General features: G+C 44.6%; 13 protein-coding genes and 1 pseudogene. 7 read left to right on the top strand and 7 right to left on the bottom strand.

The genetic code is table 11. The features are described 5' to 3' along the window. The first annotated feature begins 16 nt into the window (after nt 1-16). Complete coding sequence (locus FM019_RS04915; RefSeq protein ID WP_143834773.1) at nt 17-1,417, top strand: sugar porter family MFS transporter; 1,401 nt, start codon at nt 17-19, stop codon at nt 1,415-1,417. A gap of 5 nt (nt 1,418-1,422) precedes the next feature. Here the strand turns inward: FM019_RS04915 and FM019_RS04910 are convergent, their stop codons facing one another. Further along, nucleotides 1,423-2,724, bottom strand: coding sequence for an aminotransferase class I/II-fold pyridoxal phosphate-dependent enzyme (locus FM019_RS04910; RefSeq protein WP_143834772.1), 1,302 nt, complete (start codon nt 2,722-2,724; stop codon nt 1,423-1,425). Between the two features lie 104 nt (nt 2,725-2,828). Between FM019_RS04910 and FM019_RS04905 the strand changes: the two genes are divergently transcribed. Together FM019_RS04905 and FM019_RS04900 are read left to right on the top strand one after the other, a co-directional pair. Then, the gene (locus tag FM019_RS04905) at nt 2,829-3,734 is read left to right on the top strand and encodes a dihydrodipicolinate synthase family protein (protein WP_143834771.1); all 906 of its coding nucleotides are present in this window, start codon (nt 2,829-2,831) and stop codon (nt 3,732-3,734) included. Nucleotides 3,735-3,741: 7 nt separating this feature from the next. After that, a complete protein-coding gene (locus FM019_RS04900) occupies nt 3,742-4,956 on the top strand; it encodes an MFS transporter (protein WP_143834770.1) in 1,215 nt (404 codons plus the stop codon). 79 nt (nt 4,957-5,035) lie between these two features. On the opposite strand, the pseudogene FM019_RS04895 reads toward FM019_RS04900, so the two are convergent. From FM019_RS04895 to FM019_RS04880, 4 genes and pseudogenes are all read right to left on the bottom strand, one after another. After that, nucleotides 5,036-5,257: pseudogene (locus tag FM019_RS04895) on the bottom strand (type II toxin-antitoxin system RelE/ParE family toxin); the annotation flags it as partial. Nucleotides 5,258-5,319: 62 nt separating this feature from the next. Continuing rightward, nucleotides 5,320-5,604 (bottom strand): damage-inducible protein J, encoded by a 285-nt coding sequence (locus tag FM019_RS04890; protein ID WP_143834769.1) that lies wholly within the window; start codon nt 5,602-5,604, stop codon nt 5,320-5,322. 206 nt (nt 5,605-5,810) lie between these two features. Next, nucleotides 5,811-6,353, bottom strand: a complete 543-nt coding sequence (locus FM019_RS04885) for a hypothetical protein (RefSeq protein WP_143834768.1) — start codon at nt 6,351-6,353, stop codon at nt 5,811-5,813. A gap of 12 nt (nt 6,354-6,365) precedes the next feature. Then, on the bottom strand, nt 6,366-8,756 hold the full coding sequence (locus FM019_RS04880) for a DUF11 domain-containing protein (RefSeq protein WP_143834767.1): 2,391 nt from the start codon (nt 8,754-8,756) through the stop codon (nt 6,366-6,368). Between the two features lie 166 nt (nt 8,757-8,922). Here FM019_RS04880 and FM019_RS04875 point away from each other — a divergent pair, with 166 nt between their 5' ends. Beyond that, nucleotides 8,923-11,088 carry a winged helix-turn-helix domain-containing tetratricopeptide repeat protein gene (locus FM019_RS04875; RefSeq protein WP_185969191.1) on the top strand — a complete coding sequence of 722 codons (2,166 nt, stop codon included), beginning with the start codon at nt 8,923-8,925 and terminating at the stop codon, nt 11,086-11,088. 7 nt (nt 11,089-11,095) lie between these two features. Here FM019_RS04875 and FM019_RS04870 read toward each other — a convergent pair whose 3' ends face one another. Both FM019_RS04870 and FM019_RS04865 read right to left on the bottom strand, forming a co-directional pair. Beyond that, nucleotides 11,096-11,716 (bottom strand): class I SAM-dependent DNA methyltransferase, encoded by a 621-nt coding sequence (locus tag FM019_RS04870; RefSeq protein ID WP_143834765.1) that lies wholly within the window; start codon nt 11,714-11,716, stop codon nt 11,096-11,098. 13 nt (nt 11,717-11,729) lie between these two features. Further along, complete coding sequence (locus FM019_RS04865; RefSeq protein WP_143834764.1) at nt 11,730-12,227, bottom strand: hypothetical protein; 498 nt, start codon at nt 12,225-12,227, stop codon at nt 11,730-11,732. A gap of 140 nt (nt 12,228-12,367) precedes the next feature. Between FM019_RS04865 and FM019_RS04860 the strand changes: the two genes are divergently transcribed. The 3 genes from FM019_RS04860 to FM019_RS04850 all read left to right on the top strand — a co-directional run bounded on the left by FM019_RS04860 (nt 12,368) and on the right by FM019_RS04850 (nt 14,942). After that, nucleotides 12,368-13,252, top strand: coding sequence for a LysR family transcriptional regulator (locus FM019_RS04860; RefSeq protein WP_185969190.1), 885 nt, complete (start codon nt 12,368-12,370; stop codon nt 13,250-13,252). Between the two features lie 78 nt (nt 13,253-13,330). After that, nucleotides 13,331-13,912, top strand: a complete 582-nt coding sequence (locus FM019_RS04855) for a hypothetical protein (RefSeq protein ID WP_143834762.1) — start codon at nt 13,331-13,333, stop codon at nt 13,910-13,912. Between the two features lie 298 nt (nt 13,913-14,210). Further along, complete coding sequence (locus FM019_RS04850; protein ID WP_143834761.1) at nt 14,211-14,942, top strand: hypothetical protein; 732 nt, start codon at nt 14,211-14,213, stop codon at nt 14,940-14,942. Nucleotides 14,943-15,120: the final 178 nt, after the last annotated feature.

Raw genomic sequence — 15,120 nt, 5'->3', positions numbered from 1 at the left:
GAGTGAATACACAATAATGAATAATAATCACGCGCAAGAGAACATTCTTTTTATCGTTTTAATTAGTACTGTAGCCACTATTGGTGGTTTTCTGTTTGGGTTTGATAGTGGCGTCATCAATGGCACGGTTGAAGGACTAAGTCGCGCGTTTCAATCGGAATCCATTGGTGAAGGATTTAACGTCGCCAGTATGTTATTGGGTTGTGCAGTGGGGGCCTTTACTGCCGGCAGGCTGGCCGATTTTATGGGACGCAGAGGGCTACTGATTATTGCTGCGGTATTTTTTGTGGTCAGTGCCTGGGGGTCGGGTGTCGCGGCGAGCTCCGGAGAGTTTATCTTTTATCGTATTCTAGGTGGGCTTGCAGTGGGTGCTGCGTCGGTCATGGCACCTGCGTATATCAGTGAAATTGCACCGGCTCGATTACGAGGCAGGCTAGCCACTATCCAACAAATTGCGATTATTTTTGGTTTGTTCACGGCCTTTATCAGTAACTTTTTATTAGCTAATGCTGCTGGTGCTTCGACAGAATCTTTTTGGTTGGGGCATGAAGCCTGGCGCTGGATGTTCTGGATGGAGATTGGCCCTGCGGTACTGTTTTTTGTTGGTTTGTTGATGATTCCTGAAAGTCCAAGATACCTAGTGATCAAAGGAGAGCAGCAGAAAGCGCGCGATACTCTGGCGCGCTTATACGGAGAATCTGCTGCTGCGTCTAAACTATCAGAAATTGCCGAGTCCTTGGCCAGTGATAAACACGCCCCTAAACTTTCGGATTTGGTCTCAGGTGGTAAGGTTCGCACTATCGTCTGGGTAGGAATAGGCCTTGCAACCTTCCAGCAACTTGTTGGGATCAACGTGGTATTTTATTACGGGGCAGTGCTGTGGCAAGCGGTTGGGTTTTCAGAATCGGATTCGTTGATGATCAACATCATTTCTGGCGGCGTGAGCATTTTAGCTTGTGTCATCACTATTTCGCTTATTGATAAAATCGGACGAAAACCTTTCCTCATGCTTGGTTCAATTGGCATGAGTATTACTCTGGTAATCATTGCCGCGGTCTTCGCCCGCGCCGAGACAGGCGCTGACGGTAATCTAATGCTCGGCGAATCAGGCGTTATCGCTCTGGTTGCCGCTAATGCCTACGTGTTCTTCTTCAATATGTCCTGGGGACCGGTAATGTGGGTGATGCTCGGTGAAATGTTCCCTAACCAGATCCGTGGTTCAGGGCTAGCTGTGGCTGGATTTGCTCAATGGATCAGTAACTTTGCCATTACGATGACGTTCCCAATCATGCTTGCAACGATTGGCTTGGCAAGTGCCTATGGCTTCTATGCATTTTGCGCAATTGTTTCGGTGTTATTCGTATTTAAAATGGTTAACGAAACCAAAGGCAAAGAATTGGAGAGTATGGAAGGCTGAGCTTTTTAGCTGGCAATGATTTCAGCCACATCTTGAGCAAAACGGCGTGCCGAATTTTCATCTAGATTCTGCACGCTGACTCTGATTGCCTGCGACAGGTTTTCGATGTCGAAGCTGCTGCCGGGCCTGACTAGCCAACCTTTTCTCGATAGTGCGAAAGTCGTGGCCTGGCAATCTTTGCCAACAGCAACCCATACGTTTAAACCGTCACTCGTTTTGGCTACCGGAATGTCTTGTTCAGCCAGCGAGTCGATAAGCATGGTTCGAGCATGTGCACACTGGTCTTTTGCGTCACTTAGATGGAGTTGAAAAACGGATTTCGTTAAACACGTATAAACGAATGACTGTAGAACTCTGCTGACCCAAGACATACCGGGTGCTAAGCGAGTGGTAATGCGTTTGACCGATTCCTTATCGGCCGCAACAAACGCCAAGCGAAGATCTGGCCCAAGACCTTTTGACACCGAGCGGAAAACCGCCCAATGGTAGCTGCTATCGGGGATCACCGAATAATACTCAGTTGTCGCCAACAATGAGAAGTGATCATCTTCTAATACTAAAACGCTCGGATACTTACTCAGCACTGCTCGCAGCTCTGCTGCACGTTCAGATGAGAGGCTGGCGCCGGTGGGGTTGTGTGCTCTGGGTGTTATCAACACCGCTTTAGCACCTTTTTCCAAAGCGGATTGCAATGCCTCAGGGCGCATACCAAATTCGTCTACCATAGCGCCTACCACTCTCATGCCTGCCAATCGTATGGCATTGGCTGAGCTGATATAACAGGGATCTTCCACCACGACTTTGTCACCTGGGACCAGGTGTGCCAGCATCATGCGCTCTAATGTATCTATGGCGCCATTACACAATGTGATGGCGAAATCTTTTGGACATGTTCCTGCAAACCAGCTTGTAGCGTAGTCGATTATCTGCGGCAAAATCGTTGCTTCACCGTATAAAAACTGATTTAACTTTGTATGACTAGCTACGTCATTTAGGTCTGGTAGCCATTCTCGCCGAGGGCTTCCGTCTGCGAGATCGAATAATGCAGTATCGGTCACACCTTCCTGTTCCCCCGCATTAGGTTGCTGGCTAATACGTGTGCCAAGACGCCCCTGAGTTACTGCAATGCCCGCCGTCGCCAGTCGTTGATAAGCCGCTGAGACCGTATTGCGATTAACGCCTAATTGCTCGGCCAGTTCGCGAACTGGCGGCAATGCATCACCAGCGACCAATTGACCGTTGCTGGTTAATTCACGAATAGATTCAAAAATCCCTTGCGCCGAATGACCTGAAATATTGACTTTCATCTTTGTCCTATGACAATATTATTTTTGTCATGGTTCGAAATAGCGGTGCGCTATTTATCCCATGTTTTTAGCTTTAAGCATATTCTAAACAATAAGGAGTGAAAATGTTTACTGGTTTATCCGCTTTCCCGCTAACACCGTTTAAGGACGAAAAAGTAGACATGCAAGCTTTTGAGCGACTAGTGACCAATTTGACTGATGCCAAGGTCGACTCAATATGCGCAATGGGCTCAACAGGGCTCTACCCTTACTTAAACCGAGATGAGCTGTTTAGTGTAGCTCAAAGGACAGTGAACTTGGCTGGCGATATCCCGGTTATGGTGGGTATTGGCTCGCTACGCACTCAAAACGTACTAAAAAACGCAGAGGCCGCGCAAAAAGCGGGTGTTAATGCAGTATTACTTGCTCCGGTGTCCTATCATCCTCTTAAGGAGAGTGAAGTTCTTTCTCTGTATACGCAAGTCACGGCAGAATTGTCAGTGCCACTTTGCGTATACGAAAACCCAGGTGTCACCCAATTCACCTTTAGCGATGATCTCTACTATGAAATATCGAGATTACCAAACGTAGCGGCGATTAAAATTCCCGGTATGCCTTTTGCCACAGAACTCGGGGCTGAACGTTTAGCGCAATTGCGCAGTATTGTGCCAAAAAGTGTTGCCATTGGTGTTAGTGGCGACAAGTTTGGCGCGGCGGGAATGATGGCAGGCTGTGATCTTTGGTTATCCGTTTTAGGAGGATTGTTTCCCAAAACAGTAATGGGAATGATCCACGCCGCTCAGTCTCAACACAATGAGCAGGAATACCAATCAGTCATGCAATCATCTCAGCATTTAGATGGGCTTTGGGAATTGTTTGTGCGTAACAAAGGCGGTATGCGAGTGATGGCGACCGCCGCAGATATTCTCGGCTACTGTGAGGGAAGCTGCCTACCAGAGCCGCTTTCTCCTTTGCAAGGTGAAGATCGCAGGGCTCTGGCCCAACTACTTGAACAGCTTCAACTGGACTAAATATGTCATGGTGAGTCAAATTCGGGCACTTGTCGCTCGGACAAACCCGCAAAGCGAGAAAAGCCGCTTGATACACTATGTAATCGCAGCAATATTGGCGCGCATGGCGACAGGAGGGTCAGCGGTAGCGATTATCTTGTTAGCTCGAACTTACGGCGCTGATGGCAAAACGGCGGGTGCGCTGGCAGCATGCCTAACTGCTCCCCACGTGCTTGGACCTATTTATGGTCGATGGTTGGACAAGGTTCGTGACCGACGCCTGATCATTGCAGCCAGTGCTTTGCTGTTTGCTGGATTTTTCCAACTCGCCATGTTGGGCTTTGAGTGGGGCCTCTTCTGGTTAACGATAGGTGCGCTGCTTGTTTGCGGCAGTTGTAGTTCGTTTATGATGGGCGGCCTCAGTACTCAACTGATTAATCTGGTCGATGAGGACATGGCAAGTCGCCGACGGGCGCAAAGCTGGGACACCATCACTTACGGATTTGGGCTCACTTTCGGCCCACTATTGATTGGTTTGCTAAGCGCAGCCTATTCCACTCAAGTCTCGATCAGTGTTTTGATGAGTTTGCCAGTCCTTGCCGGGCTCATTATGCTTAATCTACCTATGCGGTCTTCTATCACTACTTTGCAACAAGGTGTGACACCGGGGCTAAAGCAAGTGATTGGGATTATGCGACATTCGGGTCCGTTAATGCGGACCTTGAGCATGACCTCTGGGGCATCTTTTGCTGTAGCGGCACTACCTGTATTAGCCGTATACCTTAGTGAAGTCTGGCATCACGGGAAAGAAAATGGAGCCTATTTAGTGACGTTTTACGGTGTCGGCTGTTTGTGCGGTGCATTGTTTTTGATGTTGAAACCCATGAAAGCCGAGGCGTTAATACTACTTAGAAATGTGGGTGCGATCTTATTGCTTACATTGATATGCGTTGCGTTGAGTCAATCCTTCAGCGCAGGTTTGTTTACTTACTGGCTTTGTGGCGTGGTCAATTCGATCTTTTTCGCTGTGACCCTCGCGGCTAGAAGCGAATATGCGCCTCAACAGGGGGCCGCCCAGATCTATATGTGGGTAGCTGCCGCAAAAATTAGCGCAGCCTCACTAGGTGCATTTGTCGCTGGATTTTTAGTCGAATATTCCAGCACCTTGTCGTTGGTCGTTTGTTCGACGGTATTGATGCTGACCTTATTGTTGTGCTTCTGGCGCCGCGAACACACTAGTTAATCATCGCGCAGAATGCTGGAATATACGACTCGATCTTTGAAGTTAATCCCGTTAATCCTCTTCATCACAATGAATGCTTTCAAAGGTCTAACGATGGTGGAAATTTCTGTTTTTGATGCAGTACTCGCATTATGCGAATGTTTTTCCCATCAATCCAGTATGAAACTAGCATAGAAATATCGGGAATAATTAGTAATCGTCCCCTAATTCCATCTCTTTGAACACCCATTTGTGGCTGGTTTTGCAAATTTTCCACTTTTGTCTCGATCAATATATCGGTTTCTTCCGCAGCAACAGGGTTGAATTCGAAGAGATATTAAAAAATTTTTTCTCGATCCTTAAGAGATGCTTCCTCCCACAATATCATTGAGAAATCTGGCTTCGGATTTTTGCTTTGAATTGCGCCATACGCGACTTCGCATCTTCATTTTCAATAAATACAGACTTTCCAGCATCATACTTCTCAAACGCTAAATTGACTTGTTTAGTCAACCAATCGTCTTGCAACATCGTTTGCCGCTGAGCTTCCGCAAGTTCTTCTGTTAATTCTCGGCAAGCATCACTTAATGTACGTCCCTGGCTTTCAGCCATCTGCTGAGCCAAGCGCTTAGTAACTTCATCTACACGAAACTGAATTCTTGTTTCCATAAACAACCACCCCTAATCTGTACTCACAAATGTTAGCACGCTAAAACTAGGGTTGAAAGTGCGGGGAAACATTTCAAGGTACAGAATTAGCGTTTTTACCACACATATAAGCTTGCCCAAACACGGGGTTTTTCGACGACCCAATGCAACACTTCACACAAGCAGACCCGAACAAAGGGTCAACGGCTTTTTCCAGTACATTCTGTTCAGTTAAACGGGCGTTTTCTGATACACATAAATAATATTAACCCGGCGATAAACAATCCTGCTGGCTCTGGCACCGCTGGCGGCCGCTGATTTATGGTTACGCTGGTTTGAGCGGCAATATCAAAACCACTAAACTCGTAAAACATGCCAGAAAAGAAGCCATCAAATATTCCTTCCACAGCGATTTGTGCGACGCCCACATCCAACGCATCAAAAACTAAAGTGGCGAATAAAATGTCAGTGTCAGTAACTCCCGGAAAGGCTAGCCCCGCAACATTATTCACCCCAAAAGACGTATCTAGGAAAGCCGGCCCAATGTTGGCTCCAATATAGTTTAGCAACGGGTCAACTCCTTGCAGATCAAAGCCAAAGGCAAGTAATTCCTCACCCATCACATCGTTATCGACACGAACCTCAACTGAGAATTGATCTCCCACCATGATGTTAGGGTTGTCTACCAAAAGAGCCGTTATCGGCAAGGCATTTGCCTGTGTTGTGAAAAACATCAGTACCGCCATTATGATCCAAAATTTGTTCTTCATTTTTGTCTCCTTTTATTGCGCAACAAAGCTTCTGTAGCATTGATACCATTGCTGATAATCACTGAAATCAACATCACCATCATCGTCAAAGTCTGCCTCAGTGGAATATCTGTCCTCACCCGCTACTGACCTAAGTGCAGCGACAAACAGGTTTTTATCGTCTCTATCGACATCATTGTCAGCGTCTAAATCGCCACATGGAGCAGGTTCGACAGTTTCACATGCATCCCCTTGCCCATCTTGATCGGTATCACGTTGATCCAGATTTGGAGTATTTACACAATTATCATCGATATCCGCTACACCATCACTGTCTGCGTCGGGTGCTGCTTGCACATCAGCTACAATGATGTCTCCTTCAGAGCTGGTGTAGCTGATCCGCCAATTTAGCGCTTTACAAACTGAAGCGGGCGTATCTGCGGTGAATGCAACACTATCGATGCTGTGAGTTGACCCTAACGGAACCACCGTACCAATGACATTGGGGTCGGTATCATCTGAGCGACCAAAACGCGCGCTATCATCAGTAAAAACAATGCCAGGCGGAGGATTTATTACCTGAGCATTCACATTGTGGGCAAATGCTGTTCCCTTATTGAAAAGCACTACGGTATAAAGATCAGTGTTAGGGTCAATTTGCAGACATTCGACAACACCTAAATCCGCTGCGGCTGGGAAATCAGGGTTTTCTATTGCGTGTTCCACCCAATTCGTATCAGTTCGTGGCTGCTCTGCGTTGGGGAAGATAATGGTCGCCTGATTGCGGATCCTATCGCCAGGCTGCAAATCACTTCGGGCGTTGATGCTAAACGATACGGTGCGCGGCTCTTGTGGAGGTAAAAGCGCGTCACTCCAGGTAATAGTGCGAATGGTTCCGTCATACACCCCATCATCATTGATTTGCAGCGTTGTATCGTCTAGCTCTGGCGCAAGCACATCGTATATTCGCACGTCAATTGCATCAGCATTGCCAATATTCTCATAGGTAATGGTGTATTCATGTAATCTGCCGGCTTGGGTGATTCCGTAACCATTGATATTAACCGGCGGGTTGGCGGATTTAAAATTAGGATCTCGCGCAGCAAGCCTTTCGCATCTGGCACGATCACAAGGCCCATAGGAGCAGCAACATGCCGGAGCTTCAAAGGGTCTGCCATGTACGTCTCTGAATGTACAAGCTTGAGGGGGAGGAGGCGCAGGCGCCGGATTTGGACCAACTGGGAATGGCGCTGGACCCCCGTTATTCAAACATATGATGATCCCATTAATGGTATTGCATATCGAGGGTGGGTTGTTGTTGGCATTAAGCAAGCGTGGAGGTCGACAATTTGCTGAATTTGAACAGGCATTATCACCACAATCCACACGTCCATTACAATTATCATCGATACCGTTATCACAAATTTCTGGCACCGAGGCTCTAGACGCCTTGTCGAAACGCGTCACAGTTAAATCTGAGTTATTTGTTGTATTGGGATCGATCGAACTACCTGTGGCCAAGGCAACATTGAGTAGTTGGGTATTGCAATTAAACACCCCGGGGTGCTGGGTTACAACGCCTGTCCCAGTGAACGGCGGAACCGACATATTAAGGGTGTTAGTGTACTGATCCGAGTTGGCAAGGTCGCCCACTCCCATCACCACAACTTTGCCGCCAGCAGAGACCAATGGAATCGAAGGCGTACTGTTATTAACCTGCATTCCTCCGGGAGGAAAATCTACCAGTTGCACACCGGTTGCGTCGTCGGGTCCGTTGTTGGTAACGGTTAAATCAAAATCAATCGATCCATCTAACTGACTGGCCACATTTGGCGCTGATTTATCAAATGACAGGTCGGCACGTTCAGTAGGTGGTGGCGGAGGCGTGGTGGCATCAAAGCGCATCTCAGGCCAATTGGCAAAAAAGCATGTGCCGTTCAACTCAACGGAAGTGATGTCACCGATTTCCGCGGCTCCAACAAAAATACCACCTTGGCCAAATTCAAAGGTATGTTCTTCGGTCGCCGCAGAACCTATAAATCTTGCACGTCCCTGACACTCGGCAAATGCAAACTGAAAACCAATCGCGCTCATAGGTTGACTAAATGTAACAGTCACTCCTTCAGGGAAATAGGAGATCAACGTTCCGCGAAAATCAGACAAACCGTTGATATTGGCCGTGGTAAAATCAAAATCTACTCCGCCTTCGGTAAATTGCACATTTTGCACTCCCGCTGCGAATCCTTTTGCGGCATCAAGCGGCACAATAGTGGCATTTTGAAATGCAGGGTCATTGGTAATAAAAACCAACTTCGCTTGAGCATTTATACTCAGCAATATCAAAAAAATGAAAATGATTAGTGATTTGGCAAAAACAACCTGCCGCCTTGCAGTGCTCATTGAACGTGTAAATAGGTTCTGCATAGTCTTGTTCCTTCTCCCTTCTCAGTCGCAATCAAAACCTTAGCCAAAGGCAGTCAAAAAGTTCTATGGGAAACCTATGGAAAATCTATGGGTTGATATTTACCTAAGGGCTATACTTTTAGTGAACCGTATTTCAACAATACTAATTGGGTGGGTGTTAAGCCGCATGTTGAAAGAATTTTACTTGGGTAAATGGCAAGTATTTCCGTCTGAACAGAGTGTTTCAAATGGTAAGGAGCGAATAAAACTCGAACCTAAGGCAATGGATTTACTGATTGTACTGGCCCGTGCTGAGGGAGAAGTAGTCAGTCGGGAGTTTATCTTTGAACAAGTCTGGAAAAATCAGATTATTGCTGATCATGTACTTTATAATCTGATCGCAAACTTACGTAAGGTACTCGAAGACGATCCCCATCATCCTCAAATTATTATTACGGTTCCCAAAAAAGGCTATCGGCTGTTGGCTCAGGCCGAGTCGCCATTACAGCAAGGTAATATCACGGATGAAAAAACTGACAAACCTTCTTGGTTAAAAAGCGCGTTGGTTTTGTCTGTATTAGTGCTTGTCGGCGTTTTAAGTTGGCGATTTTATCAGACTGACAAAATCACCTTGGATTCTGCTGACATCAAAACAAAAAATCAATCCGCACCGTCTATCGCAGTGCTACCGTTTGATGTTTTTCATTCTCAAGTAGACACCCAATATTTCGCCGATGGATTAGTTGAAGAGATTATTCATCAACTCACGGTGATCCCGGATTTAGCGGTGACAGCGAGAACCTCTTCATTCGCGTTTCGAGATCAAGGGCTAGACATTCAAGCTCTTGCACACAAGCTAAACGTCAACTACCTGTTGGAAGGCTCTGTCAGGAAAGATCAAAACATCTTGCGCATTACAGTGCAGCTTATCAAAGTTGAAGACAGTACCCATTTATGGTCAAAAGTGTTCAACGTTGAGGAACAAGAAATCTTTACCTTGCAGCAAGATATCAGTTTGGCAGTTGTGCAGTCGTTAGCCCCTGAATATACGTTGCAATCATCTGGCAGACTACGTAAGCATCCGGAACTGGGTGACGCCTACATGCACTTCTTACGTGGCAGTGCGATGGCGGCAAAAGCGACACCAGAGTATATCCAAAAAGCGTTGATTGAATTTGAACAAGCCGTGGCGTTGCAGCCGGATTATGCACTTGCGCACATTGCCATTGGGATGAATAAAATGGTGCTGTACCAGTATCGATTGTTAGCCCCAGAAGTTGCTAGATCCTCAACCCAGAAGGCAATTGATATTGCCCTTGGTGTCGACCAATTTATGCCGGTTGCATTTGCTGCACAAGGCCTACTACATATTAACTTTGGGGAGTTTGAACAGGCTGAAAAAGCTTTTTTAACCGCACTTGAACTTGATCCAAAACTCGCTCTTGCTCATCACAACTACGGGTATTTGTTATGGATACAAGACAATCATTCTAAAGCACTCAATCATTTCAATATTGCGCTTGCGCATAATCCGATGTCTGCCATCACTAATTTTGCGGTGGCAGATTCACTATTCGTTAAAGGTCAACTAAGCGCCGCGTTAAAACAGTTCCAACATTGTGTTGCTCTGCTCCCTGACTATCCGGCATGTCATCTTGGTCTAGCTAACCTTTATCGATTTACCATGCAAGCTGATAAAACCTTGGAGCACATGGACTTTGCAAGGCAGCAGTTACCCGAAAAAAATATTTATATGATCACAGCCGACGCTGTCGATTATTTTCATCGAGGTGAATATGACGCAGCATGGCAAAAACAGGAACAGGTCGCGTTGGTCAAAGGAGGTGGCTATCTGGAGCATCAGCTCAAATCTTTAATCTACCTTCACAATGACGAGCTGAATATCTGGTTACAAGAATTAGAATTCTTAGCGCAACAGTGGCCAGAAAATAGCTCTTTGAAAATGGCGCTGGGTCTCAATTACTACTTTTCCAACGACTGTGCTCGATCGCTAATGCACTATGAATCGGTCATTAGTGATGATGCCTATTTGCGCGGTAAATTCAACGTCATGGCATGGGGAATTTCCCACTTGGCGAACATGGCCTTTTGCTACTGTCAGCAAGGAAGTGAAAAAGAGCAGCAGATGCTAGCGTTACTTGAGGCACAAATTAACCAATATGATCTCGAAAATTTCGATACACCCGGCGCAGACTTAGTAAAAGCTAAGCTTTTGTTACTGACAAACGAACCCGATTTAGCCAAAGTCTATCTTGAATCTCACCCCCTGCAAACTTGGCAGTTAAACTGGTTGGTAGACAAAGATCCTGCAATTGGCTTTCTAACAGACTAGGTGTTCTTTAAGCGACTTTTCTAGCAATAATAAAAACGCCTGTATTTTGTTTGGGTTGCCAGTCATATTCAATCTCGAATCCTGTGGCAATTAGCGATGATATTAATTCCTCTTTAGAAAAATAGCTCAGTTGCGGGATCAGACCCGCGAATTGTCCTAGTGGTGCAAGCAACTTAAGTAGTGTCATGTGCTTGATACACGGGGTACTGGAAACAAAAATACCCCCAGGCTTGAGCAAACTGTGTGCTTTTGTCAGCACCGATTGCCAATCTTCCAATAAATGCAAAATACTTAAACCTAAAATGACGTCGAACATTTGTGTTTCAGGAGTCAGTGAGTCGAGTGTGGAGACTTCAAAATCAATATTACTAATGGATTGAGTGTTTGCCTTTTGCTTGGCAATAGCGATCATGTTGTCAGATATATCAATCGCCTTAATGTGCTTCACAAAAGGCGAGTGAACAATTGCTGTCGAACCCGTTCCACAGCCAAATTCCAACACATTCATATCAGGCTTGAAATACGCTTGAGTATGTTCTAGTTTGCTTTGATACGCTTTGGGATCTTTAATGGGTTGATTCGAGTAACGTTCGGCCCATCTGTCCCAGAACTTTGCAGCGTTAACCATGTTTATTACTCCTTTAAAACTGATAACTTAAGCGAATTGAGGCGCTTGCACGCTTTTCTTTGCTTTGTGAACCTTCTCCATAACCCGCTTCGAATTTGACGTGCCATCCAGATGAATTTAATCCGTTAAAATAGTATCCGTAGCTAATTGCTGCGCCATTCACGGTTTCTTCATCAAAAATAGTTGCTACGATACAACCCACATTACTTGGAATGTCATCACAGGGTGTGTCTTCCTCTCGAATGCCAATCGCACCAATCACTGCACCCATTGCATGTTGCTGACTATCAAACATGACTTGTTCAACACCAATTGTAAACCCGTCGTCCAGACCAGCTTTGTAATTTAGATGCCAGCGTCGACTATTGTCCGCACTTGATAACGAAACTTCTGGTACAACAAAAAACGGGTAACCTGTACCGAGCGAAAACGACAAAGTATTTGCAACGCTTAGTTGGGCGGCTGTTAAGAGTATGCCCGTTAATAAGAGTTTTCGTGTTAGTACGTTCATTTCTACTTTCCTATTCAAAATTGTTAGGCGCTTTTGGCCATTGTTAATTTGCTTATTCAAAGTTTTTAGCGGCGGGCATTATATTCTATAAATTTTTGTAGGATAATTGACAAAAACGCATTTTAGGTATGCATATTTGTATGGATTGGCACAGCATAAAATTTGATTGGAACAGGGCAAGAGCATTTTTAGTGACAGCCGAAGAAGGTTCTTTGTCCGCAGCGGCGAGATCACTGAATATGAGTCAGCCTACGTTGGGTAGACAGGTTTCTCAGTTAGAACAAGAACTAGGTGTGGCATTATTTGAGCGTGAAGGTCGAGGATTAGAATTGACACCCAATGGCTTGGAATTGGTGCAATACGTTCGTGCCATGGGTGATGCAGCGAATATGTTGTCATTGGCCGCGTCGGGGAAATCGCAAGACATTGAAGGGAGTATCAGTATTTCTGCCACTGAAGATGCTGCGGTTTTTGTTTTGCCGTCGATAGTCAAAAAGTTACATGCACTCCACCCAGGAATCGAAATTGAAATCATCGCTTCCAATACGGAAAGTGATCTTCTGCGCAGAGAAGCAGACATCGCAATCCGAGGGTTTCAGCCTAAACAGATGGATCTCATTGCCCGAAAGCTTAAGCCTGTCGCAGCAAACTATTACGCGACCGCTAAATACATAGCGCAAATTGGCGCTCCACAATGTCTGCAAGATCTTTGTAACGCAAGATTTGTTGGCTTTGAAAAATCAGGGGTGATGATTGAGCGACTTTCGCAAATGGGGCTAAGCCTGACTAAAAAGAATTTCCCTTTTTTAAGTGCAAATCGACTGGTGCACTGGGAATTGGTCAAACAAGGCATATGCATTGGAATATTTGCTGAGGAAGCCGCCGAGTCAGAACCTCTTTTGTGTAAAGTACTTCCTAACATTCCATCTTTGGTATCAGACATATGGTTAGTGGTGCATCGAGAATTACGCATGAATCGACGTGTTAAAACGGTTTTCGACTTTTTAGTGGACGAACTGACGTAGTGTTTACGACTCCTTTTCCCTAATTGCGCCCAGCAGTAATTGCCGTTTATCATAACGTTATAAGACAAGGTGGTTTTAATGAAAATTCTTAAACTAGTTATATCAACTATTTTTGTATCGCAATTTGCCGTTGCTGAAATGAACATTTCTCTTGCTAACGGCTCGGAAAGGGAAGAGAGTAAACGACAGCAGGTTTTAAGGCTTTTAGAGCAATACGATCTCAAGAAATGGTTGTTTACAAACGAAATTATTATTGACGAATCCGCACCAAGTCCTTTCAGCCATCCAATTTTAACTCTCACAGCTTCCATGCCCAATAATGACCTTGCGGGCCTATCTCAGTTTCTGCACGAACAAATACACTGGTTTGAAGATACTAGAAAAAATAAGGTTTCAGATACCATTACTGAACTCAAAAAAATTTATCCTTCTGTGCCAGTAGGTTTCCCAAATGGGGCAAGAAGTGAGTTTTCTACATACCTGCACCTTGCTGTTTGCTTGATGGAATTGGATGCATTAGCGCAAGTGATTGGCAAGGAAAAGGCAGAAAAAGTCATCTCGACCAATGGTAAATACTTCTACAAATGGATATACAAAACAGTGCTTGAAGATCAGGAACAAATTCGCGAGGTTTTGAAAAACAATGATTTGTATATTTAGCCATATATTCTGGACAAGTGCTTAGTACGAGTTCAAAGCATGTCACATTGGAATAAGAGTCGTGTAAATTAAGTCCGCCCATTTTTTTCGACAATGAAGCGTAATGGATTTTAATAGACGAAATGGCTTGGTTAAGAATGTGTCGTTTCCTATTTGACCCACGTCTAGCCCTTCAAACCCCACATCATTCCCTAGTCGTCCCAAGCCACTTCGTAGAAAGCAGGAATCTTTTAATATCACCAACGGTGAATCATTCACAACGATCCCTTTATCATTTTGGAATAAGGATAAATTCAAGATGAAATTGTTTAAGACTAAAAAAGTACAAATAAAACTAGGTGCTATAGCAATCATCCTAGTGGCGGTTGTTGTCTTTAAAGGTGGCTTTTATAGCCTAAACCCGACTAAAGTTGAACCGAAGAATTCAACTCCAGCAAGTGTTAACAGAAAAGTTGAATTTGTAGGAAATATCAATTTTGAAAATACCACTGAAAAACTAGTTTCAAACAATAAAGAAGAGCTCAATGCAAATGGACCTTTAAAAGGTAACAATGAAGTCAACAATGCTGAAGCACGGATGGAAAAGAGAGTAGAGAAACTTATTGTTGATATTGCCAACTCCACTGAAGACAACTTAAAAGACCTATTTTTTGAAAATGAAAATGTTGCCACTGCTGAGAAAGTAATTACGCTACTTAGTATCAAAGATTTCAATGTTTTGGTGGACTCATTTAAAGAAAAAGACCGGTCTTCATATAGTGTTGAGCGGGAGGGAAAATTGTCTGATGCGCTGAGAAATAATTTGGCAGGTCGTTACTATAATGAGAAGTATGCTTGCGCAGGTAAATTATGTGTACTGGAGTTTACGCATAGTCCGGACTTAGACATTGCAGACATAGATAAGATAGAGGAGTTTGATAAAAATTTCGTAGTTCTTGATTACTCAGGCACCACTTTGCAAGGAGATAAAGTGTTCCAAGTATTGTTCGTAGCGACCGATGATCCATCTAAATTAGGATTTAGAGGATAGAGTTAATAAATCATCCCTCTGTTTTGGGTTGGCTATATTTTCCTGTGACTTAAGGCGCTATTTCTTTGTTTATTGGACATTGCTAAGTAATTACGTGTCGTTCTAAGCGACGTATTTAACAGCTTCCAAATATGAAAAACAATAACTCTGTGGTTTGTAATGATTTAGTCACATACCA

It is taken from the genome of Aliiglaciecola sp. M165 (assembly GCF_007197995.1).
Taxonomy (GTDB): Bacteria; Pseudomonadota; Gammaproteobacteria; order Enterobacterales; family Alteromonadaceae; genus Aliiglaciecola.
Note: the sequence above shows the minus strand (reverse complement) of the source record. Positions and strands in the feature narration are given on the sequence as shown.

What these genes read in the sequence shown, in the direction of transcription:
- FM019_RS04915 (WP_143834773.1), top strand. Translation starts at nt 17, where the DNA reads ATGAATAATAATCACGCGCAAGAGAACATTCTTTTTATCGTTTTAATT.
- FM019_RS04910 (WP_143834772.1), bottom strand. Translation starts at nt 2,724, where the DNA reads ATGAAAGTCAATATTTCAGGTCATTCGGCGCAAGGGATTTTTGAATCT.
- FM019_RS04905 (WP_143834771.1), top strand. Translation starts at nt 2,829, where the DNA reads ATGTTTACTGGTTTATCCGCTTTCCCGCTAACACCGTTTAAGGACGAA.
- FM019_RS04900 (WP_143834770.1), top strand. Translation starts at nt 3,742, where the DNA reads ATGGTGAGTCAAATTCGGGCACTTGTCGCTCGGACAAACCCGCAAAGC.
- FM019_RS04890 (WP_143834769.1), bottom strand. Translation starts at nt 5,604, where the DNA reads ATGGAAACAAGAATTCAGTTTCGTGTAGATGAAGTTACTAAGCGCTTG.
- FM019_RS04885 (WP_143834768.1), bottom strand. Translation starts at nt 6,353, where the DNA reads ATGAAGAACAAATTTTGGATCATAATGGCGGTACTGATGTTTTTCACA.
- FM019_RS04880 (WP_143834767.1), bottom strand. Translation starts at nt 8,756, where the DNA reads ATGCAGAACCTATTTACACGTTCAATGAGCACTGCAAGGCGGCAGGTT.
- FM019_RS04875 (WP_185969191.1), top strand. Translation starts at nt 8,923, where the DNA reads ATGTTGAAAGAATTTTACTTGGGTAAATGGCAAGTATTTCCGTCTGAA.
- FM019_RS04870 (WP_143834765.1), bottom strand. Translation starts at nt 11,716, where the DNA reads ATGGTTAACGCTGCAAAGTTCTGGGACAGATGGGCCGAACGTTACTCG.
- FM019_RS04865 (WP_143834764.1), bottom strand. Translation starts at nt 12,227, where the DNA reads ATGAACGTACTAACACGAAAACTCTTATTAACGGGCATACTCTTAACA.
- FM019_RS04860 (WP_185969190.1), top strand. Translation starts at nt 12,368, where the DNA reads ATGGATTGGCACAGCATAAAATTTGATTGGAACAGGGCAAGAGCATTT.
- FM019_RS04855 (WP_143834762.1), top strand. Translation starts at nt 13,331, where the DNA reads ATGAAAATTCTTAAACTAGTTATATCAACTATTTTTGTATCGCAATTT.
- FM019_RS04850 (WP_143834761.1), top strand. Translation starts at nt 14,211, where the DNA reads ATGAAATTGTTTAAGACTAAAAAAGTACAAATAAAACTAGGTGCTATA.